This window comes from Methylibium petroleiphilum PM1 (genome assembly GCF_000015725.1).
GTDB lineage: Bacteria > Pseudomonadota > Gammaproteobacteria > Burkholderiales > Burkholderiaceae_C > Methylibium > Methylibium petroleiphilum.
Genome location: NC_008825.1, coordinates 2,796,355 through 2,816,255, shown reverse-complemented (window position 1 = coordinate 2,816,255; position 19,901 = coordinate 2,796,355). Strand labels below are relative to the sequence as shown.

At 71.6% G+C, this 19,901-nt stretch carries 19 protein-coding genes; 5 read left to right on the top strand and 14 right to left on the bottom strand.

Annotation, left to right across the window (positions count from 1 at the left end; all coding sequences use genetic code 11):
• Window positions 1–19 precede the first annotated feature (19 nt).
• Together MPE_RS13305 and MPE_RS22790 are read right to left on the bottom strand one after the other, a co-directional pair.
• Window positions 20–1,330, bottom strand: coding sequence for a tryptophan--tRNA ligase (locus tag MPE_RS13305; RefSeq protein WP_011830224.1), 1,311 nt, complete (start codon window positions 1,328–1,330; stop codon window positions 20–22).
• Window positions 1,331–1,386: 56 nt separating this feature from the next.
• Window positions 1,387–2,091 carry a hypothetical protein gene (locus tag MPE_RS22790; protein WP_011830223.1) on the bottom strand — a complete coding sequence of 235 codons (705 nt, stop codon included), beginning with the start codon at window positions 2,089–2,091 and terminating at the stop codon, window positions 1,387–1,389.
• A gap of 125 nt (window positions 2,092–2,216) precedes the next feature.
• On the opposite strand from MPE_RS22790, the gene purN reads away from it, so the two are divergent.
• Window positions 2,217–2,846 carry a phosphoribosylglycinamide formyltransferase gene (purN, locus tag MPE_RS13295; RefSeq protein ID WP_011830222.1) on the top strand — a complete coding sequence of 210 codons (630 nt, stop codon included), beginning with the start codon at window positions 2,217–2,219 and terminating at the stop codon, window positions 2,844–2,846.
• 31 nt (window positions 2,847–2,877) lie between these two features.
• Here purN and MPE_RS13290 read toward each other — a convergent pair whose 3' ends face one another.
• From MPE_RS13290 to MPE_RS13275, 4 genes are all read right to left on the bottom strand, one after another.
• Window positions 2,878–3,312: a universal stress protein gene (locus MPE_RS13290; protein WP_011830221.1), complete on the bottom strand. Its 435-nt coding sequence runs from the start codon at window positions 3,310–3,312 to the stop codon at window positions 2,878–2,880.
• 118 nt (window positions 3,313–3,430) lie between these two features.
• Window positions 3,431–4,288: a sulfurtransferase gene (locus MPE_RS13285; protein ID WP_375136169.1), complete on the bottom strand. Its 858-nt coding sequence runs from the start codon at window positions 4,286–4,288 to the stop codon at window positions 3,431–3,433.
• 134 nt (window positions 4,289–4,422) lie between these two features.
• On the bottom strand, window positions 4,423–5,319 hold the full coding sequence (locus MPE_RS13280) for a DMT family transporter (protein WP_011830219.1): 897 nt from the start codon (window positions 5,317–5,319) through the stop codon (window positions 4,423–4,425).
• Window positions 5,320–5,378: 59 nt separating this feature from the next.
• A complete protein-coding gene (locus MPE_RS13275; RefSeq protein ID WP_011830218.1) occupies window positions 5,379–6,539 on the bottom strand; it encodes an aromatic ring-hydroxylating oxygenase subunit alpha in 1,161 nt (386 codons plus the stop codon).
• A 270-nt stretch (window positions 6,540–6,809) separates the two neighbouring features.
• On the opposite strand from MPE_RS13275, the gene MPE_RS13270 reads away from it, so the two are divergent.
• The 4 genes from MPE_RS13270 (at window position 6,810) to MPE_RS13255 (ending at window position 10,893) form a co-directional block, all read left to right on the top strand.
• Window positions 6,810–7,070: an exodeoxyribonuclease VII small subunit gene (locus tag MPE_RS13270; protein WP_011830217.1), complete on the top strand. Its 261-nt coding sequence runs from the start codon at window positions 6,810–6,812 to the stop codon at window positions 7,068–7,070.
• Window positions 7,067–7,960 carry a polyprenyl synthetase family protein gene (locus MPE_RS13265; RefSeq protein WP_011830216.1) on the top strand — a complete coding sequence of 298 codons (894 nt, stop codon included), beginning with the start codon at window positions 7,067–7,069 and terminating at the stop codon, window positions 7,958–7,960. The genes MPE_RS13270 and MPE_RS13265 overlap by 4 nt, the downstream gene beginning before the upstream one ends.
• A gap of 7 nt (window positions 7,961–7,967) precedes the next feature.
• Window positions 7,968–9,863, top strand: coding sequence for a 1-deoxy-D-xylulose-5-phosphate synthase (gene dxs / locus MPE_RS13260; protein WP_011830215.1), 1,896 nt, complete (start codon window positions 7,968–7,970; stop codon window positions 9,861–9,863).
• Window positions 9,864–9,990: 127 nt separating this feature from the next.
• A complete protein-coding gene (locus MPE_RS13255; protein WP_011830214.1) occupies window positions 9,991–10,893 on the top strand; it encodes a GTP cyclohydrolase I FolE2 in 903 nt (300 codons plus the stop codon).
• A gap of 30 nt (window positions 10,894–10,923) precedes the next feature.
• Here MPE_RS13255 and MPE_RS13250 read toward each other — a convergent pair whose 3' ends face one another.
• From MPE_RS13250 to MPE_RS13215, 8 genes are all read right to left on the bottom strand, one after another.
• Complete coding sequence (locus tag MPE_RS13250; protein WP_011830213.1) at window positions 10,924–11,586, bottom strand: HAD family hydrolase; 663 nt, start codon at window positions 11,584–11,586, stop codon at window positions 10,924–10,926.
• Entirely contained in the window at window positions 11,583–13,454 is a 1,872-nt protein-coding gene (locus tag MPE_RS13245) for a chorismate-binding protein (protein ID WP_011830212.1), read from the bottom strand. Before MPE_RS13245 ends, MPE_RS13250 begins: the two co-directional genes overlap by 4 nt.
• Before the next feature lie 184 nt (window positions 13,455–13,638).
• Complete coding sequence (gene fae, locus MPE_RS13240) at window positions 13,639–14,172, bottom strand: formaldehyde-activating enzyme (protein ID WP_011830211.1); 534 nt, start codon at window positions 14,170–14,172, stop codon at window positions 13,639–13,641.
• 121 nt (window positions 14,173–14,293) lie between these two features.
• On the bottom strand, window positions 14,294–15,103 hold the full coding sequence (locus MPE_RS13235) for a formylmethanofuran dehydrogenase subunit C (protein ID WP_011830210.1): 810 nt from the start codon (window positions 15,101–15,103) through the stop codon (window positions 14,294–14,296).
• 82 nt (window positions 15,104–15,185) lie between these two features.
• Window positions 15,186–16,109 carry a formylmethanofuran--tetrahydromethanopterin N-formyltransferase gene (gene fhcD, locus MPE_RS13230; RefSeq protein WP_011830209.1) on the bottom strand — a complete coding sequence of 308 codons (924 nt, stop codon included), beginning with the start codon at window positions 16,107–16,109 and terminating at the stop codon, window positions 15,186–15,188.
• Between the two features lie 4 nt (window positions 16,110–16,113).
• Complete coding sequence (locus MPE_RS13225; protein ID WP_011830208.1) at window positions 16,114–17,799, bottom strand: formylmethanofuran dehydrogenase subunit A; 1,686 nt, start codon at window positions 17,797–17,799, stop codon at window positions 16,114–16,116.
• On the bottom strand, window positions 17,796–19,064 hold the full coding sequence (locus MPE_RS13220) for a molybdopterin-binding domain-containing protein (RefSeq protein WP_202796716.1): 1,269 nt from the start codon (window positions 19,062–19,064) through the stop codon (window positions 17,796–17,798). The genes MPE_RS13225 and MPE_RS13220 overlap by 4 nt, the downstream gene beginning before the upstream one ends.
• A 13-nt stretch (window positions 19,065–19,077) precedes the next feature.
• Window positions 19,078–19,899, bottom strand: coding sequence for a HisA/HisF-related TIM barrel protein (locus MPE_RS13215; protein WP_011830206.1), 822 nt, complete (start codon window positions 19,897–19,899; stop codon window positions 19,078–19,080).
• Window positions 19,900–19,901 lie beyond the last annotated feature (2 nt).

Here is a 19,901-nt window from a genome sequence, read left to right as displayed (position 1 = left end):
CGCGTCCTGCGTCGTGCGGTCAGGCTTGCGCGGCGACCAGCGCGTTCAGCGCGGCTTCCACGTCGGCCGCGTCGACACCTTCGCCGCGCTGCACCGGCGCCTCGGCCAGCGCCGCCGCGCCCTCGGTCTTCAGGCGCTTCACCCAGCCGCCGGCCTCGCGGCCCTCGGCCAGGCCGGTGCTCTGCAGGAGCACGCGGTCGTCGGCCGCCGTGAGCTTGAAGAAGAACAGCCCGTTCTCGCGGTACTGCTTGAACTCGGGCAGCGCCTTGCCGGCCGCGCGGGCCGGCGCCTGCTTCGCGGCCGGGCGGTTCACCGCCACCATCGCGCGCAGGCCGACCGCGTCGCGCAGCTCGCGCATCAGCGGCAGCGCCACCGCGCGGGCCTTGCGGGCCCCTTCGAGCAGCGCGTCCTCGACGCGCTCGGGGTGGGCCATCAGCTCCTCGTAGCGGGCCCGCATCGGGCCCACGTGCGACTCGATCAGCGCCACGCTGCGCGCCTTGGCCTCGCCCCAGGCGAGTCCGGCGCGCAGATCGGCGCGCAGCGCGGCACGCTGTTCGGTGCTGGCGAAGGCGTCGTGGATGGTCACCAGCGAGGAGCCGTCGGGATCCTTGGCCTCGCCAGGCAGCCGCGAGTCGGTGACGATGCGCGCCACCGCTTCCTTCAGCGCCTTCGGGCCGCCCTCGAACAGCGGGATCGTGTTGTCGTAGCTCTTCGACATCTTGCGGCCGTCGAGGCCGGGCAGCGTGGCCACGTCCTCCTCGACCTCGGCGCGCGGCAGCACGAACAGCTCGCGGCCGCGGCCGAACAGGTGGTTGAAGCGCTGGGCCACGTCGCGCGCCATCTCGATGTGCTGGACCTGATCGCGCCCGACCGGCACGCGGTGGGCGTTGAACAGCAGGATGTCGGCCGCCATCAGGATGGGGTAGCTGTACAGGCCCATCGAGATGTTGGCGTCGATGTCCTCGCCGGCCGCCTCGTTCGCGTCGGTCGCGGCCTTGTAGGCGTGGGCGCGGTTCATCTGGCCCTTGGCGGTCACGCAGGTCAGCAGCCAGGTGAGCTCGGTGGTCTCGGGGATGTCGCTCTGGCGGTAGAAGGTGACGCGCTGCGTGTCCAGCCCGGCGGCCAGCCAGGTGGCCGCGATCTCCAGCCGCGAGCGCTCGATGCGGTCGGGCTCGTCGCACTTGATCAGCGCGTGGTAGTCGGCCAGGAAGAAGAAGCTCTCGACGCCGGGCTCGCGGCTCGCGGCGATGGCCGGCCGGATCGCGCCGACGTAGTTGCCCAGGTGGGGCGTGCCGGTGGTCGTGATGCCGGTGAGGACACGTTGCGTCATGAGGGCTCTTCCAGGAACTCGTCGGGTCGCGGATTCTAGGCAGGCGCCCCGGCGCCTCAGTCGTCCGTGCGCGTGCGCAGCCAGGCGGTGGCGATCAGCAGCAGCGGCACGAAGGTCTCCAGGCCTTCCTCGTGCAGATGGGACAGCGCGGTGGCGGTCCAGCCGAGCGGGCGGTGGTATTCGTCGGCCATCACGGCGGGCAGGCGGTCGAACACCTTGGACAGCACCAGCAGGCCGCCCGCCAGCACGATCAGCCGGCCCCAGGGCTGGCGGTAGAGGCGCCGGCGCAGGAAGGCGAGGGTGTTGTAGCCCAGTCCGGCCAGCACGGTGCCGAGCACGCCGAGCGCGATGAGGCCGCCGAGCAGCTTCTGCGGCGTCGTGACCTCGTGCCCGCGGTAGAAGTTGATCTTCAGGAAGCTGACGCCGCCGAACACCGCCTGCTTGTGCAGGTCGAGTTCGCGCGCGCAGAACAGCAGGCTCACTGCGGCCAGCAGCAGGGTGTGGCGGTTCAGGCCGCCGGTAGCGAGCACCACCACCGCCAGCAGCAGCCAGGCGAGCACGCTGGTCCATTCGAGCGGACCGTTCTCCGAGGTGAGCCAGTCGACCATCGCGTGGTCACCCGACAGCGCGATCGCCACGAGCCACAGCACCATCGCAGCCAGCAGCGCGACCGTGACGACCTCGGCGCGGCTGATCGGCGCCCAGGCGTTCGACGTCAGGGAGAGGGAAGAGGGCAGCGAGCGCCCGGGGACAGCGTTCATGGCGTGGGGGCGTGGGGTGGGTCGCGGGATGCAGCAACGGGCAGCCCGGAGGGCCTGTCGCCGAGGCGTCGCAGGCCGGGCAATGATTATCGGCGGCTTGCGATACCCGCCTACACTGCCGGCCCATGAAGCGCATCGTGATCCTGATCTCCGGCCGGGGCTCCAACATGGAGGCCATCGTCGAGGCCTGCGCTGCGCAGGCTTGGCCGGCCCGGATCTCGGCGGTGATCAGCAACCGCGCCGACGCCGCGGGCCTGGACTACGCTGCCGCGAGAGGTATCGCGACGTCGGCGGTCGAGCATCGTGCCTACCCTGACCGCGAGCGCTTCGACGCCGCGCTGGCCGAGGCCATCGACCAGCACGCGCCCGACCTGGTGGTGCTGGCCGGCTTCATGCGCATCCTGACGGCGGGCTTCGTGCAGCGCTATGCCGGCCGCCTGCTCAACATCCACCCGTCGCTGCTGCCGGCCTTCACCGGCCTGCACACCCATCGGCGCGCGATCGAGGCCGGCTGCAAGCTGGCCGGCGCCACCGTGCACTACGTGACCGCCGAGCTGGATCACGGCCCGATCGTCGCGCAGGCGGCGGTGCCGGTGCTGCCCGACGACACCGAGCAGACGCTGGCCGCGCGCGTGCTGGCCAGCGAGCACCGGCTCTATCCGATGGCGGTGCGCTGGGCGGTCGAGGGGGCCCTGCGGATCGAGGCCAACGGCGTGGTGCGGCAACGCGACGGCGCCGCGCAGCTGCTGCTCTGAAACCCGCCCGGGCCGCAGCCCGGGCCTGCGCTCAGCGCACCACCAGCACCGGGATCGCGGTGTGCGTCAGCAGCTTCTGGGTCTCGCTGCCCAGCAACAGCGCGCTCATGCCGCGGCGGCCGTGCGAGGCCATCACGATCAGGTCGCAGCCGCGCTGGCTCGCATGCTCGATGATGGCCTCGTAGGGATGCAGCGCCTCGATGGTGTAGGTCTCGCAGCCCAGGCCGGCGGCCTGGCAGGCGGCGGCGACCTGCTGCACGCGCCGCTGCGCGATCTGCTCCTGCGCGTCGAAGTACTCCTGCGGCGCCACCGGCTGGATCTCGCTGATCGCGCTGTAGGGGAAGGGCTCCTTGACGCTCAGCGCCTCGATCTTCGAACCCAGGGCCTTGGCGAGCGACACCGCGGTGGCGACGGCCTTGCCGGTGACGTCGCTGCCGTCGGTGGGAACCAGGATGCGTTGGTACATGGCGGCCTCCTTGGCTGCGGGACTGACAGGCGCATCTTGCACCGTTGCCCCGCCCCTGATCTTGCCGAGGATCAAGCTTTGCGTCGAGCCTGCCCGCGGGCGCGGTGCGGACTTCCGCTCAGCCGCGCGCCACCGGGCGCGCCGGGTCGGCGCACCATTCGCTCCACGAGCCCGGGTAGAGCGCGGCGCCGGGCAGTCCGGCCCGTTCCATCGCCAGCAGGTTGTGGCAGGCGGTGACGCCGGAGCCGCACTGCTGCACCGACTCGGCCGGCGGCCGGCCGGCGAGCAGCGGCAGGAAGGCGGCATGCAGCGCCGCGGGCGCGAGGAAGCGGCCTTCGGCGTCGAGGTTGTCCTTGAACGGCCGGTTCAGTGCCCCGGGGATGTGGCCGGCCACCGGGTCCAGTGGTTCGACGTCGCCGCGAAAGCGCTCCGGCGCCCGCGCGTCGATCAGCCGCACGCGACCGAGCCCGGCCTGCAGCGCGGCGGCATCGACCGTCGGAACCAGCGAGGCCGCGGGCCCATAGGCAGGCCGCGCCGCGACGGCCGCCGGCGTCTCGCTCTCCAGCGCGCCGCCGACTGCGCGCCATGCGGCGAGCCCGCCGTCCAGCACGGTGACCTCGCGGTGGCCGAGCCAGCGCAGCATCCACCACGCGCGGGCAGCGAACATCGCGCCCTGCCGGTCGTAGACCACCACCGGCGTGGCCGGGGTGATGCCCAGGCGTGTCAGTGTTGCGGCGAAGGCCTCGCGCGTCGGCAGCGGATGGCGGCCGCGGAAGCGGCCGTCGGTGGCCGGCGTGTGGTCGGCCAGGTCGCGGTCGAGGTGCAGGTAGTGGGCACCGGGCAGGTGGCCCTCGCGGTAGCTGCGTTCGCCGGCCGCGGGATCGGCCAGGTCGAACGAGGTGTCGACCACGACGGTCGGCGCGCCGGCAGCCAGCCGCTCGCGCAGCGCCTCAGCGTCGATCAGCGGCATGGGCAGGGTCGAGGCAACACGGTTCAACTCACTTCTCCTCGCAAGCGACCCGAGGCAGCGCGCGGCCGCCGCGGATCCGGCTCCGCCGGTCCGCCTTCGGCGCCCCTGGAGGGGGGCGCCGAAGGCGCAACGGGGGTGGGTCATGTTTCAAGGGTCGATTGCACCGCATCTCGCGGCGCCGCGCGGTTGCGCAACTGCGTGGCGGCGATGCCGGCGGCCACCACCAGCGCCATGCCGCCCAGCGCCATCGGCGTGACCGGGTCGTCGAACAGCAGCGCGCCGAAGATGAAGGAATAGACGATGCCGAGGTACTGCAGGCTGGCGTTCACCAGCGGTCGCCCGGTGGCGTAGGCGCGCGTCATCAGCAACTGCGCGGCGGTGGCGAAGCCGCCGACAGCGAGCAGCATCAGCGCCGCGAAGGTGTCGGTGTGGGCCGTGAACCCGCCGGACGGCAGCGCCGTCAGCAGGCCGGCCGCCATGCCGCCGACGGAGAAATAGAACACCACCCGCGGCTCCGGTTCGCCGGCCCGGCCGAGCGCGGTGACCTGCAGGTAGGCCACCGCCGACAGCAGGCCCGACAGCAGGCCCATCAGGCCGTACCAGAGCTGGTCGCGCTCCATCGTCGGCCGCAGGATCAGCGCCACGCCGATGAAGCCGACCAGCACGGTCGCGATCAGCCGGCCGTCGGTGCGCGCGCCGCCGAGCATGATCGCGCCGCCGATCAGGAACAGCGCCATCCACACCGAGGACATGTAGTTCAGCGTCATCGCGGTCGCCAGCGGCAGGCCGGCGATCGAGTAGAACCACAGGCTGAGCGCGGTGACGCCGCTGGCGCTGCGCCAGAAGTGCATCGCCAGCACCGGCGTGCGCACGCCGTCACCTCGCCGGTGCAGCAGCGCCGCCATCGACAGCGCGCCGATGAGCCCGCGGTAGAACACGATCTCGCCGGTGCCGTAGTGCGCCGAGGCGTACTTGACGCACACGCTCATCGCCGCGAACAGCAGCGTGGCGAGCATCATCAACAAGGAGGCAGGCATTGCGCGGGTCCGGAACCGGAAGGCGGGCCGCGCTGGGCGGCCCTGGGGCGGCGCGGCGGTCAGCGCGGCAGCGCGATGCGCCGCCGATACCACTCGTGGAAGTGCTGCATGCCGTCTTCCATCGGGCTCTGGTAGGGGCCGAACTCGTCGTCGCCACGTCGCCACAGCGCCTCGCGCCCGGCGTCCATGCGCAGCGCGATCTCGTCGTCCTCCACGCAGGTCTCCATGTAGGCCGCCTGCTGCGCCTCGACGAACTCGCGCTCGAACGCGGCGATCTCCTCGGGGTAGAAGAACTCGACCACGTTGAGCGTCTTGCGCGGCCCCTGCGGCACCAGGGTCGAGACCACCAGCACATGCGGGTACCACTCCAGCATCACCGTCGGGTGGTAGGTCAGCCAGATGGCACCGTGCTTCGGCGGCACGCTGTCGTGCGCGTCGCGGCGGTAGTTCAGCAGCGCCTGGTGCCAGCGGCCATAGACGTCGGAGCCGGGCTTGCCCAGCGCCTCGCCGGCATGGCGCGCCACGCCGACGGTCTGCAGCGAATGCTCGGGGCCCATCTGCCAGCGCAGGTCGTCGCAGGCGACGAAGTTGCCGAGCCCGGGGTGGAAGGGGCCGACGTGGTAGTCCTCGAGGTAGACCTCGATGAAGGTCTTCCAGTTGTAGTCGCACTGGTGCAGGTGCACGCGGTCGAACACATAACCCGAGAAGTCGAACTCCGGCGGCAGCGCGAGGCCGGCCAGGTCGGCGTGCACGTCGCGACCGATCCGTTGGCCGTTCACCTCCCGCGGCGCCTCGAACAGCAGCCCGTTCCACTGCTGCACCGGGTAGTTGTTCAGGTGCAGGCAGGGGTCGTCGGGGAAGTGCGGCGCGCCGACCAGCTGCCCCGACAGGTCGTAGGTCCAGCGGTGCAGCGGGCAGACGATGTGGTTCTTCGTGTTGCCGCGCCCGCGCAGCATCACCGCCTGGCGGTGGCGGCAGACGTTGGAGATCAGCTCGATGCCCTGCGGCGTGCGCACCAGCGCCCGGCCTTCGCCTTCCTGCAGCAGCGCATGGTGGTCGCCGACCTCGGGCACCGAGAGCGCATGCCCGACGTAGCGCGGGCCAGGTCGGATGATGAGCTCCTCCTCGCGGCGGTACAGATCCTCGTCGAAATAGCTCGACACGGGCAGCTGCGCGCGGCTGCGCCCGAGGACTTCGCGGGTGATGCTCAGGTCGGACATGATCCGAAGGGGTCTCCGATATCCGGTGCCGGCCGTCGGTGACGGCTTGGGCGCCACGCCGTCACGGCGACGGCAGGGGCACCTGCGTGCTGCAGGGAGGAGGAAGGATTCTATCGGCCTCTGCTCCGGGAGCCGGGCCTGGCGCGGTCCGATGGCAGCAATCCCTAGGGCCATTGCGCGGCGGAGCCTGTGGGGGCGCCTCACAAATGCTCACGCACCCCGGCATGGCTTGACGCCCGGCTGACTACAATCAGGTTTTGACGCGATCACATGGCCAAGCAAGCACACGCCAGCGGGCCCAGCCCCTCGATTCCTGACGCCGAACCCGCCAGCTACGAGGCGGCGCTGGCGGAGCTCGAACAACTGGTCGCGGCCATGGAGGCCGGCCAGTTGCCGCTCGATTGCCTGCTCGACAGCTACCGCCGCGGTGCGGTCCTGCTCGGCTACTGTCGCGGGCGCCTCGAAGCGGTGGAGCAGCAGGTGCAGGTGCTCGAGGCCGGCGAACTCAAGCCCTGGACCACGGCGGCATGAAGCGCGACGAATTCGACACCTGGTCGCGCGACCGTCTCGAGCAGGTCGAGGCGGCGCTGGAACGCTGGGTGCCGGCGCTGGCGCCGGCCGGCCTGGGCGACGCCATGCGCTACGGCGTGCTCGACGGCGGCAAGCGCCTGCGTCCTTTGCTGGTGCTGTCGGCGGCCGAGGCCGTCGGCGCGACCGACAGCGAGGCCGCCCTGCGCGCCGCCTGCTCGGTGGAGCTGATCCACGCCTACTCGCTGATCCACGACGACATGCCCTGCATGGACGACGACGTGCTGCGGCGCGGCAAGCCCACCGTGCACGTGAAGTTCGGGCAGGCGCAGGCCATGCTGGCCGGCGATGCGATGCAGGCCCTGGCCTTCGAGGTGCTGACCCCCGAGGACGACAGCGTGCCGCTGGCGCTGCAGGCCCGACTGTGCGGACTGCTGGCCCGTGCCGCCGGGCAGGACGGCATGGCCGGTGGGCAGGCGATCGACCTGGCCAGCATCGGCCGGCCGCTCGACGAGCAGTCGCTGAGCGACATGCACCGTCGCAAGACCGGCGCGCTGCTGCAGGCCAGCGTCATGATGGGGGCGGCCTGCGGCGATGCGAGCCCGCAGGCCCGGCAGGCGCTTTCCGAGTACGGTGCGGCGCTCGGCCTGGCCTTCCAGGTGGTCGACGACATCCTCGACGTCACCCAGGCCTCCTCCACGCTCGGCAAGACCGCCGGCAAGGACGCCGACCAGAACAAGCCCACCTACGTGACCGTGCTCGGCCTGAGCGCGGCGCAGCGCCGGGCCCAGACGCTGCGCGAGCAGGCCCAGGCGGCGCTGGCCCGCAGCGGCCTGCCCGACGCGGCCTGGCTCAGCGTGCTGGCCGACAAGGTCGTCGAGCGCGATTGCTGAACCGTCCATGAAGTCCTATCCCTTGCTGTCCACCATCGACCAGCCGGCCGACCTGCGCGGCCTGTCGCGCGCCGAGCTCAAGCAACTGGCGCAGGAGCTGCGCGACCACGTGCTGACCAGCGTGTCGCAGACCGGCGGCCACCTGTCGAGCAACCTCGGTACGGTGGAGCTGACGATCGCGCTGCACCACGTCTTCAACACGCCGCAGGACCGGCTGGTGTGGGACGTGGGCCACCAGACCTATCCGCACAAGATCCTGACCGGCCGTCGTGACCGCATGGCCGGCCTGCGGCAGCTCGGTGGCATCAGCGGCTTCCCGCGCCGTGACGAGAGCGAGTACGACACCTTCGGCACGGCGCACTCGTCGACCTCCATCTCCGCCGCGCTCGGCATGGCGCTGGCGGCCAAGATCAAGGGCGAGGATCGCCGTTCGGTCGCGATCATCGGCGACGGCGCGATGACCGCCGGCATGGCCTTCGAGGCGCTCAACAACGCCGGCGTGTCCGGCGCCAACATGCTGGTGGTGCTGAACGACAACGACATGTCGATCTCGCCGCCGGTGGGCGCGCTGAACCGCTACTTCGCGCGGCTGATGTCCGGGCGCTTCTACAGCGCGGCCCGCCAGGGCGCCAAGAGCGTGCTGAAGAACGCGCCGCCGCTGCTCGAGCTGGCACGCCGCTTCGAGGAGCACGCCAAGGGCATGATCGTGCCCAGCACCATCTTCGAGGAATTCGGCTTCACCTACGTCGGCCCGATCGACGGCCACGACCTCGACTCCCTGATCCCGACGCTGGAGAACCTGCGCGACCGCAAGGGCCCGCAGTTCCTGCACGTGGTCACGAAGAAGGGTTACGGCTACAAGCTGGCCGAGGCCGACCCGGTGGCCTATCACGGCCCAGGCAAGTTCAACCCGGCCGAGGGCCTGAAGAAGGCCGCCCCCGGCAAGCCCAGCTTCACCCAGGTGTTCGGCCAGTGGCTGTGCGACATGGCGGCGAAGGACACGCGCCTGGTCGGCATCACGCCCGCCATGCGCGAGGGCTCCGGCATGGTGGAGTTCGAGCAGCGCTTCCCGGACCGCTACTTCGATGTCGGCATCGCCGAGCAGCACGCCGTGACCTTCGCCGCCGGCCTGGCCTGCGAAGGGCTGAAGCCGGTGGTGGCGATCTACTCCACCTTCCTGCAGCGCGGCTACGACCAACTGATCCACGACGTCGCGATCCAGAACCTGCCGGTCGTGTTCGCGCTCGACCGGGCCGGCATCGTCGGCGCCGACGGTGCCACGCACGCCGGGGCCTACGACATCGCCTACGTCCGCTGCGTGCCCCACCTCAGCCTGATCGCGCCGGCCGACGAGAACGAATGCCGCCAGGCGCTGACCGCTGCGTTCGAGCAACAACATCCGGTGGCCGTGCGCTACCCCCGCGGTGCGGGCGTCGGCGTGGCCGTCCAGTCCGAGCTGACGGCGCTGCCCTGGGGACGCGGCGAACTGCGGCGCGAGGCGCGCGGCGGCGGTCGCCGGATCGCGATCCTGGCCTTCGGTACGCTCCTCTATCCGGCGCTGGCCGCGGCCGAGAAGCTCGACGCGACGGTGGCCAACATGCGCTTCATCAAGCCGCTGGACACGGAACTGGTGCTGAGCCTCGCGCGCAGCCACGAGGCCCTCGTCACGGTGGAAGAGGGCTGCCTGCAGGGCGGCGCCGGCAGCGCGGTGCTCGAGGCGCTGCAGGCCGCCGGCGTCAACCTGCCGGTGCTCACGCTGGGCCTGCCCGACGAGTTCGTGGAGCACGGCGACCCCGCCAAGCTGCTGGCGCAGCTGGGCCTGGACGCCGCCGGCATCGAGCAGAGCATCCTCAAGCGCTTCGGCGCCAAGCTCGAGCTGGTGCGGCCGGCGATCAACGGCTGAGGACTATCGCCGCCATCGAGGCGACAAGGCCCCTGTCGCCCTTGCAACAGCCGCGTCTGATACAAACTGTCATGCTCGCGAACGAATTCAACGCCCGAAGCCGCACACGCCGGCCGGCGCGACGCCCATGAACGACATGACCCACGCCTCTGCCCTCGGCCTGACGCAGCACATCCCCGACACGCAGAGCGAGCGCGACGAACGCCATCTGGCGATCCAGCGCGTCGGCGTCAAGGAAGTGCGCTATCCGCTCACCGTGCGCATCGGCGAACAGCTTTCGCCGACCGTGGCGTCCTGGAGCCTCGATGTGGCGCTGCCGGCCGAGCAGAAGGGCACCCACATGTCGCGCTTCGTCGCCTGGCTCGACGCCCTCAGCGCCTCCGGCAAGCCGCTCGACGCCACCGCGCTGCGCGACGAGCTGGCGGTGATGCTCGACAAGCTGCATGCGGTCGAGGGGCGCATCGAGGCGCGCTTCCCGTTCTTCATCCGCAAGCATGCGCCGGTGTCCGGCGTGTCGAGCCTGCTCGACTACCAGGGCGCCTGGATCGCCGAGCACCGTGCCGGTAGCGGCACGACGGTGTGGTGCGAGGTGGTGGTGCCGGTCAAGAGCCTGTGCCCGTGCTCGAAGGAGATCTCGGACTACGGTGCGCACAACCAGCGTTCGCATGTGACGATCCGCGCCGAGCTGATGGAGCCCCCAGGCGACCGCCGGCGGCCGCCGCCCCCCGGGGGGGGCGAGTCGACTCGGGAGCGGCCCGTCGTCGACTCGGCAGTTGAACTCGGCTTCGAGGCCCTGGTGCGCTTCGCCGAGGCCTCGGCGTCGAGCGAGATCTGGGGCCTGCTGAAGCGCCCCGACGAGAAGTGGATCACCGAGCGCGCCTACGAGAACCCGAAGTTCGTCGAGGATCTGGTGCGCGACGTGGCGTTGCGGCTCAACGCCGACGCCCGCATCGGGCGCTACCGCGTCGAGGTCGAGAACTTCGAGTCGATCCACAACCATTCGGCATTCGCGGTCATCGAACGCGAATGACGCGCCGGTGAGCGGCGGCCGCGGCCGCCCTCAGCCTCCCAGCATCTCGATCGGCCAACCCTCGAACTGCGCGATCCCCCGCAGCGAGGCGTCGGGGCGCACCGCGACCGGGTAGCGCACGGCGCGCAGCAGTGGCAGGTCGCTGGCCGAGTCGCTGTAGAACCAGCTGTGTTCGAGCCGGGCCAGCGGCCGGCCCTGGCTGTCGAGCCAGGCCTTCACCTTGTCGAGCTTGTGGGTGCCGTGGCAGGGCGCCCCGACGATCTCGCCGGTCGGCACGCCGTGGCTGTCGACCGCCGATTCGGTGGCGAGCACGTGCTCGATGCGGAAGGCGCGCGCAAAGCGCTCGGCGATGAGGCGCGACGTGGCCGTGACGATGCAGCACAGGTCGCCCACGCCCAGGTGGCGCGCCACCAGCACGCGGGCGGCGTAGGGCAGCCGCGTCGACACCTCGGTCTCGAACTCGTCGAGCCAGTGCGACAGCTCGGCACGCGTGAGCCGCGTCAGCGGCGCGAACATCGAACGGTGCAGGGCCGCGATGTCGAGCCGCCCCTCGACATAGGCCTTGCAGTGCGCCAGGTAGTCGGCTTCCTGCTCCGCCTCCACGACACCGCGCGCGACGAGGAAGCGGGTCCACTCCATGCCGCTGTCGTAGGGCAGCAGTGTGTGGTCGAGATCGAACAGCGCGAGCTTCATGTCGCCAACCGGGCCGGCACGGCGCCGCGCAGCGCGTTGCACACGACCACGGCCTCGGCCCGCGCCAGGTCGGCGCGCGTCAGCGGGCGCTCCGCGGCAGCCCAGGCCGGATCCTCGAGCAGCAGGCCACGCATCACGCCGGGCAGCGCGCCGTCGGCGAGCGGCGGTGTCCACCAGCGGCCGTCGAGTTGCAGGAACACGTTGCTGCGGCCGCCCTCGACCAGTCGGCCGTCGGCCGTGAAGAACAGGCTGTCGAAGGCGCCGACTGCCTCGGCGGCCCGCACGCCGGCGTCGTAGGCGGCGCGCAGCGTGGTCTTGTGGCCCGCCAGCGGCCGCGGCTCGGGCAGCGGCTGCGGCTCCAGCCGCAGCGTCACCGGGCCGGCGGGCAGGGCGGTGAGCGGCGCGCCGGTGAACTCGCAGCGGCCGGCGCGGTCGAGCGACAGGCGCAGCCGGCAGGGCGTGCCGGCGGGCAGGCGGCCGACCTGCTCCTGCAGCGCCTCGCGCAGTTCGATCTCGTCCCAGCGAAAACCCAGCGCGGTGGCACTGCGCTGCAGGCGCGCGAGATGACGGTCGAGATGGCGCACGCCCTGCTCGCGCGTCGCGTGCAGGGTCTCGAAGATCGAGAAGCCCGGATCGAGGCCGGTCAGGAAACGCCCCTTCAGCTGGCATTCCCCGTATTCGTCCTCGGCCTCGCTGTCCAGCACGATGCCGGCGCCGATGCCCAGCCGGCCCGCGCGCAGGCCGTCGGGCGCGGGCGGGCCCAGGGTCAGCGTGCGGATCGCCACCGACAGGCAGAAGTCGCCGCAGGCCCCGTCCGGCGCCGCGGTCGGCAGGTCGACCCAGCCGATGGCGCCACAGTACAGGCCGCGCGGCGTGCTTTCCAGCCCGGCGATCAGCTCCACCGTGTGGTGCTTGGGGGCACCGGTGATCGAGCCGCAGGGAAACACCGCGCGCAGCACCGCCGGCAGGTCGGTGCCGGGTGCCAGCTCGGCACTGACCGTCGAGGTCATCTGGAACACGGTGGCATGCGACTCCACCTCGAACAGCTCCGGCACCTTCACCGAGCCGGTGCGGGCGATGCGACCGAGGTCGTTGCGCAGCAAGTCGACGATCATCAGGTTCTCGGCGCGGTTCTTGGTGTCCAGACTCAGCAGCCGGGCGGTCTCGCTGTCGCCTTCGAGCACCGCACGGCGCGGCGCCGTGCCCTTCATCGGCTTGGCGACGAGCCGGCCCTGCGCATGGCGGACGAACAGCTCCGGCGAGCACGACAGCACGTGTGCGACGCCGCTCGCGGCCACCTCGTCGGCCGGCAGCGCGATGAAGGCGCCATAGGGCACCGGCTGGCGCGCACGCAGCCGGCGGTAGAGCGCGACCGGCGTGCCGTGGGCCTGGAAGTCCAGCCGGTAGGTGTAGTTGACCTGGTAGGTCTCGCCGGCGCGGATGGCCTCGTGGATGCGGCCGATCGCGGCGTGGAAGGCGGTGCGGTCCACGCTGGCCTGCACGTCCAGCGCGCCGGCCGGGCCAGGCTCGGCCGAACCCTCCCGCGTGGCCAGCCAGTGCCCGGCCTCGTCGGCCGACAGCCGCCGCAGTTCGCGGAACATCAGCACGCGCAGCGCGGCCCGCGCGTCGCCGGCGCGGCGACCGGCCTGCAGCAGCTTCGCGCCCCATTCGTAGTCGGCCAGCAGCACCGCGTGCAGGCCGGCGCGCTGGTCGGCCTCGACCGCGCGCCACACCGCGTCGAGCGCGGCCGGATCCTCGCAGCGGTGCGTCCGCACATGGTCCGTGTAGAGCCGGCTGCTCGGCCGCTCGGCCGTCGCCGCGCGGTCGTCCAGCAGCGCAAAGGCGTCAACGTCGTCGCTCATCGGCATTCAGTCAGCGCCACGACCACTCATTCATTCAACAACGCAGCCGAAGCGCACAGGCCGGAGCCAACCGCCGCCCACCCAGTGGACGTCGCGGGTCCGGCTCCGCCGGCCCGCCAGCGTCGCCCCCTCGAGGGGGAGCGGCGCAGCCGCAACGGGGGTGGTCGTCATTTCTCAACGAGGGTGGTCGTCATGACCAGTCGTCCATGTCGTGCCGGATCGTGTGCCGGTTCGCGATCAGCTCGTCGATCGACGGCTCGTTGTTCAGCGCGCGGCGGATGGCCAGCTTGGTGGCCTCGTAGTTGGTGCGGTACATGTCCTTCTTGTCGAGGTTCGGATCCTTCGCGCAGCGGGGATCGATCCACACCAGACTCACGATGCACAGCTCGTTGGCCACATCCTTGGGGATGATGCCCTCGATCACGCAGTCGATCACCGCGTCGGCGGTGGCTGCCTGCACCACGCCGCCGAACAGGTCGATGTTGGCACTGTCCTTCAGGGTCACCTTCGGCACGGTGATCGTCGCCGGGCGGACCATCTGGTTGCAGGCGCGGATCGCGAACATCGCGGTGTGGCCCTTGCTCTGCGCCATCATGTTGGCGAAAGCGGCGCCGACCGGGCCGTCGGTGCGCCCGATCAGGATCTCCGGCATCGCGTCGGTGAACTGGCCGTCGGCGGCGAACACGGTGGCTTCGCCGGCGTGGAAGGTGTAGGTCTTGCTCATGGCAGGGTCTCGAGTGAGTGGGACGAAAGAAGAAATCGAATGAAGCGGCAGGAATGGCCGGGTCCGTCCCGGCGCCTTTCAAGAGCTTAGCCGGGCCGCGCCGTGCCGGAGCGCGGCTCGCTCAGACGCACAGCAGCAGTTCGCCCTTGCCGCCCGCGGCGAGGTCGCCCAGATGCCGTTGCACGCGCCGTGCCGGCAGGGAAGCGAAGGCGCCGCCATGGCGCGCCAGGTCGCGCGCCAGCAGCTGCCAGAACACGGCGATGTTGGCGTCGTTGGTCACGAAGGTGGGCGGGATCGCCGGCGCCGTGCCGGCGCAGACCACGCTGCCGCGGCGCATGCCATAGCCGGCGTGCGCGCCGATGCGGCCGGCCACCGCGATCGTGCCGGCCACCATGCGCGAGGCCAGGAAGTCACCGGCGTCACCGAACACCAGCGCGCTGCCGCGCCGCATGCGGTCGCCGAAGCGCGCGCCCGCCGAACCGCGCACGAGCAGCGTGCCGCCACGCATGCCGTCCATGCTGCCCGGCAGGGCGCTGGCGGCATGGTCGCCGACGTTGCCGCCGATCTCCAGCCGGCCGCCCGACATCTCGCAGGCCGCCAGCAGGCCGGCATCACGGCTCGCGACGATCTCGCCGCCGCTCATGCCGGCGCCGAGGTAGTCGCCGACCGGGCCGTCCACGTGGATGCGTCCGGCGGCGAGCTGCCAGCCGATGCGGTCGGCGCGGGACAGATCGCCCTCGAAGTGGAGCGCGTCGTCGGTTCGTGCGGTGATCGTGAACAACTCGCCCAGCGCGACCGACTCGTTGCCGTGCCAGACGCCGAACTTCGCCACCGCGTCGGCCGACAGTCCGGCCAGCGCAGCGGGCGACAGCGCGCGCAGGTCCAGGCGCAGTGCCGGCGCCTGCTTCAGCGTGAGTGTCCAGCCGCTCATGTCCGCCCCTCGCTCACGGCCGCCGGCCGCTCACGATCCCCCGCGGGGATGTCGCCCGGTTTCGGGCGGCCGTGCGCCGGGCTCATGACCGCCCCTCCGCCATGCCCGGCACCAGCTTGTGCAGGTGGTAGAGGAAGGGCCCGAGCTTGCCACCGTAGTTGCCGGCGCCGATGCGCTTCAGGCCCGACGCGGCGCCCCGCTCGATCAGGGTCTTCAGGCCGGTGCGCATCGCAGCCGCCACGTCGGTGTCGGTCAGTCCGTCGATCACGATCTCCATCACGCTGCCGATGTCGGGGCCGAGCTCGCTCTTCGCCGCCAGCTCGCGCAGGCTGGGGCAGTAGGCGTCGTTGGTCGACGCACCGAGCGTCGGGTACTTGCTGCCGACCTTGGAGCCCGAGCGCACCACGCCGCCGGGGAAGGGCATCACGATGTTGGGCAACTGCTTCATCGCGGCGACCGCGGCTTCCGCAGCCGCCAGCGCCGCCGCGGTGTCGGTCGCCAGCAGCAGCAGATTGCCGCCGCCGACGGCCTGGGTCGTGACCCAGGTGGTCTCCTGCGCGACGAACTCGCCGTCCATCACCGGCACGCGCCAGTAGCGTTGGCCGCCGATCACCTTGCTGGTCTGCCAGCCGTCGCCGAAGAAGCGCAGGTTCTTGCCCAGCGCGATGGCGTCGCCCTCGAACAGACCAGCGTAGACCGCCGTCGTCGGGCAGGTCAGCACGCACTGGCCGACGCGCTTCTCGACCTGCTTGGCCAGCTCGCGGCCGCTCATCGAGAAGATGAGGATCGCGATGCCGGGCCGCCCGTCGGGCGTCTCCTCGGGCGAGAGCTCGCGCTCGATGCCGGCCTCGCAGCCGCAGGCGATCACCGAGGTGGCGAAGCCGGTGGTGGCCACGGCCGCATGGCGCGCCCACTCGAGGTTGTGCGCGGTGATGACGAGCCGCGTGCCCTTCATCGGAAAGGCTTCGGCGAAGCTGTCGTCGATGACGATGCCGTTGAGTTCCATCGCGTCAGTTCGCAGTCGTCGTGAAGCAGGCGGTCGGCAGCAGGCGCCCGCCGTTGCAGCACCGGCACAGCTCGTCGTGGCCGATCACGGCGTTGCGCAGGCTCACGCTCAGGTGTTTCTCGGTGTAGGGCGCCAGCAGCTTCTCGATGCCGCGGTCGAAGGCCGGCTCGACGAAGTGCGTGCCGCCGGTCGGCGTGGCGGTGATGACGCCGGCCCGCGCCACGCGCACGCCGTCCTTGAACACGTGCTCCGGCGCGGTGAACATCGTCTCGCGGTTGGCGTGCTCGCGGTAGACGGCGATGTCGGCCGCGGCACCGACGCCGAGCTGGCCGCGGTCCTTCAGGCCCAGCAGCTTCGCCGGACCGGCGCGCGTCATGATGGCCACTTCGTTCAACGTCAGCTCGCGCGTGATCGAGCCCAGCGCCGACTGCGCCACCACGTCGGGGTGGAGCTTCGCGAACTGCTCGTCGCGGAAGCTCTTGTCCGTCAGCAGCCGGATCAGGTGCGGGTAGCTGGTGAACGGCGCGCCGTTCGGGTGGTCGGTGGTCAGCACCACGCGCCACGGGTCCTTGACCAGCAGGAAGATCTCCAGCCCGATCGCCCACTGCAGCGCGTTCACGTAGCTCTGCTCGCGGTACTTGAAGGGCACCACGCCGCAGCCGGCGTCGCATTCGATGTCGGCGCCGATCCACTTGCGCGGGTTCGCCAGGCCGGCATTGGCATGCTGGCGCATCGTGTCGCCCGAGGCCGTCACGGTCTGGCCGAACATGATCTGGCCGACGTCGATGCTGACGTTCGGGTTGGCGTTCACCGCGTCGGCCAGGCGCTGCGCGGCCGACGAGAACTTCTTCGGCCCCTCGGTGCCGTAGGCGTGGAACTGGATGTGCGTCAGGTGCGCGGGCAGGCCTTCCAGCGCATCGATGGTCGCGAGCGTGGATTCGATGTTGCCGGCCACGCCGAGGTTGCTGCCGTGGATGTGCAGCGGGTGCGGCACGCCCAGCTCGTGCAGCGCCTTCGCCAGCGTGTGCACGATCCTGCGCGGCGTCACGCGCCAGTGCGCGTGCTCCTCGTCGACGTCGAGCTTGCGCTGGTTGAACTTGAAGGCCGAGATGCCGCCCGGGTTGACCACCTTCACGCCCATCGCCTTCGCGGCGTTGATGGTCCAGCCGGCGTAGTCGCGGATCTGCTGGAAGTCGCGTCCCTCGGCGAGCAGTTGAAGGAACAGCTCGTCGTTGCCGAGCATCACGTAGGCGCCGTGGTCGAGGATGGGGGTGTCGCCCATCTCCATGTGCGCATGGCGCGCGTTCGAATGCATCATCGCCGGCTCGAAGGCCGCCGTGTAGCCCATCTCGGCGTAGCGGTAGCCGGTGGCCAGCGTGCCGGGCGCGCAGTGGCCGCACGAGGCCAGCTCCAGCGGGTTGGTCGGCAACGCGATCGGGTCGCGGTTGAGGCGGTGGTCCTCCGGCAGCAGCATGCGCGCGAGGTTGACCTTGCCGCCGCCGATATGCGTGTGCATGTCGATGCCGCCGGCCATCACCACGCAGCCGCTGGCGTCGATGTCCTCGCCCACCGCTTCCTTGGGATGCAGCTCGACGATGCGGCCATCGCGCACGCCGATGTCGCGCACCGCGTCGACGCCGTTCGCGGGGTCGATCACGCGCCCGCCGCGCAGTCGAAGCGTGCTGCTCATGCCGACCTCCCGGCCTGCATCGATCGCACGCGTGCGTTCAGGCGCTGCAGCACCTGCGCCACCGTCGGCAGCCCGTCGTCGTACACCGCTTCCAGCGGCAGCGCCACGCCGCCGTCGAAGCGGAACAGATGGCCTGCCGAGCCCATGCCCGGCGTCGACACCGGGATGAACACCGCATCGGCACCGGCGCCGGCCTGCTGCGCCGGATGGCCCAGCACCACCGTCGGTATCGGAGCGCTCGGGGCCGCCGGCTCCGGACCGAAGGCCGACACCCACAGCAGCGCGTCGACGCTGCCCTCGGCGAGCAGCCGCTTCGCATCGAAGCGCAGCGGTTCGTGTTCCAGCCCCAGCGGTCCGGCGCGACTGCGCAGCGGCAGGCCCGACAGCCAGGTGAAGACGTAGTTCACCGTCTGCAGCCCGTCCTTGCCGCTGAGTGGCAGCAGCGCGGCGCGCGTGCGCTGGTTGAGCGTGCCCACCAGGCGGTTCAGCGCCTCGGCGATCAGCGCGCCGTGCTCGGGCAGCTGCGACGATTCCCACACGACGACGGCGTAGCGCGCGGCGTGCAGTTGCGTCGCCAGTTCGGCCAGCGCCGGGGCCGCGCACGGCACGCGCCGGCCGTCCACCAGCGCGGCGAGCTGCGCGACGCTGTCGAACAGGTCGCCGCTCAGCGCGACGCTGCGCTGCGAGACGCCGGCCAGGCCGTCGAGCGCCGGCTCGGTGGCGCCGCCGAGGAAGACGATCTCGCGCTGCGCGACCAGCGGCTCGCCGATGCCCACGCGGCGCCACAGCCCCGGAAAATTCTCGCGCGGCGACGCGCCGACGCAGACGATCAGGTCGGCGCGGTTGCGCACCTCGGCCAGCGTGGTGGTGAAGGCGCCGCGGTCCTGCAGCGCGCGCAGCGTGTGCAGCTGGGCGGCGCCACCGGCGGCGTCGCAGATGGCGCCGGTGGCACAGGCCAGCGGGTAGAGGGCGCGCGCGCCGTCGACGTCGGTCGCCAGCCCGCCGAACAACGGCTGGCGGCTCGCCGCGAGCCGCTGCGCGGCCTGCTCGATGGCCTCGTCGAGCGTGGCGGGTTGCCCGGCGATGCTCGGCGTGGCACTCGAGCGCTCCGGCCGGAAGTGCGCCAGCGCGCGCTGTGCGCGCTCGCAGCCGGGGCCGCTCAGAGAGAAACGTCCGTCCTGCTGCGCCAGTTGCAGGTCGTCGTTCAGCAGCGCACAAAACGGGCTGGTCCAGGCGCGGGGGGCAGGGGCGTTCACGGGATCCATCATCGGCGCGCTGTCACGCAAAGCATGTGCCACGGGCGGGGCCGCGCGGCAGCGCGGCCGCATCCGCACCGGCCCGCGACACTGTGTGGCCGGCGCCGCCACAAGCGCCACAGTCTGTGCCGTCGCCCGGCGCGCCGACCACAGCCGGCAGGCGCCCGTCGTGCAGCGCCGACGCCACCAGCCAGGCGTGTGCACCGGCGGCTTGTGCGGCGGCCAGGTCGGCCGCATCGCGCACGCCGCCGGCGCCGATCAGCTGCGCATGCGGCGCCCGTGCGCGCACCGCGGCCAGCGTGTCGAGGTCGGGGCCGCCGTCGCTGCCCACGCGCGACAGCGTCATCACGATCAGGCGCCGCGGCCACTGCGCCGGCAGCTCCCACACACCGGCCGGGTCGAGTGGTGCGCCCTGGCGATGGTCCAGCGAGAGCAGGGCGCGCGACGGTGGCGCAAAGCAGGCGGCCAGCGTCTCGCGCGAGCGCAGCGATTCGCTGCCGTAGACCGGCGTGACGCGCGCTGCCGCCGTGGGCTCCAGCCGAGCCAGCAGGTGGGCGGCGTCGTCCGGTCCGCTGAAGCCGGCGTCGAGCCAGAGCGCCAGGTCCGGCCGGTCCTGCAGCAGCGTGCGCAGCCACTCGAGCTGCGGCGGCCGACCCTGCAGGGCGTTCAAGTCGGCGAGGTACAGCGTATCGGTGGCACAGTGTTCGCATAGCCGCCGAGCCACGATCCGCGGATCGGCGCTGCCGCACAGCGCCGAGGCGATCGCCCGGTAGTGCCGACGCTCCCCACGCACCGCGCGGACCACCTGGCCGTCCAGCAGATCGATGACCGGAATGATGTGCATAG

Bases quoted from the DNA above. Each gene is read 5' to 3' on its own strand.
- MPE_RS13305 (WP_011830224.1), bottom strand. From the start codon at position 1,330: ATGACGCAACGTGTCCTCACCGGCATCACGACCACCGGCACGCCCCAC.
- MPE_RS22790 (WP_011830223.1), bottom strand. From the start codon at position 2,091: ATGAACGCTGTCCCCGGGCGCTCGCTGCCCTCTTCCCTCTCCCTGACG.
- purN (WP_011830222.1), top strand. From the start codon at position 2,217: ATGAAGCGCATCGTGATCCTGATCTCCGGCCGGGGCTCCAACATGGAG.
- MPE_RS13290 (WP_011830221.1), bottom strand. From the start codon at position 3,312: ATGTACCAACGCATCCTGGTTCCCACCGACGGCAGCGACGTCACCGGC.
- MPE_RS13280 (WP_011830219.1), bottom strand. From the start codon at position 5,319: ATGCCTGCCTCCTTGTTGATGATGCTCGCCACGCTGCTGTTCGCGGCG.
- MPE_RS13275 (WP_011830218.1), bottom strand. From the start codon at position 6,539: ATGTCCGACCTGAGCATCACCCGCGAAGTCCTCGGGCGCAGCCGCGCG.
- MPE_RS13270 (WP_011830217.1), top strand. From the start codon at position 6,810: ATGGCCAAGCAAGCACACGCCAGCGGGCCCAGCCCCTCGATTCCTGAC.
- MPE_RS13265 (WP_011830216.1), top strand. From the start codon at position 7,067: ATGAAGCGCGACGAATTCGACACCTGGTCGCGCGACCGTCTCGAGCAG.
- dxs (WP_011830215.1), top strand. From the start codon at position 7,968: ATGAAGTCCTATCCCTTGCTGTCCACCATCGACCAGCCGGCCGACCTG.
- MPE_RS13255 (WP_011830214.1), top strand. From the start codon at position 9,991: ATGAACGACATGACCCACGCCTCTGCCCTCGGCCTGACGCAGCACATC.
- MPE_RS13250 (WP_011830213.1), bottom strand. From the start codon at position 11,586: ATGAAGCTCGCGCTGTTCGATCTCGACCACACACTGCTGCCCTACGAC.
- MPE_RS13245 (WP_011830212.1), bottom strand. From the start codon at position 13,454: ATGCCGATGAGCGACGACGTTGACGCCTTTGCGCTGCTGGACGACCGC.
- fae (WP_011830211.1), bottom strand. From the start codon at position 14,172: ATGAGCAAGACCTACACCTTCCACGCCGGCGAAGCCACCGTGTTCGCC.
- MPE_RS13235 (WP_011830210.1), bottom strand. From the start codon at position 15,103: ATGAGCGGCTGGACACTCACGCTGAAGCAGGCGCCGGCACTGCGCCTG.
- fhcD (WP_011830209.1), bottom strand. From the start codon at position 16,109: ATGGAACTCAACGGCATCGTCATCGACGACAGCTTCGCCGAAGCCTTT.
- MPE_RS13225 (WP_011830208.1), bottom strand. From the start codon at position 17,799: ATGAGCAGCACGCTTCGACTGCGCGGCGGGCGCGTGATCGACCCCGCG.
- MPE_RS13220 (WP_202796716.1), bottom strand. From the start codon at position 19,064: ATGGATCCCGTGAACGCCCCTGCCCCCCGCGCCTGGACCAGCCCGTTT.
- MPE_RS13215 (WP_011830206.1), bottom strand. From the start codon at position 19,899: ATGCACATCATTCCGGTCATCGATCTGCTGGACGGCCAGGTGGTCCGC.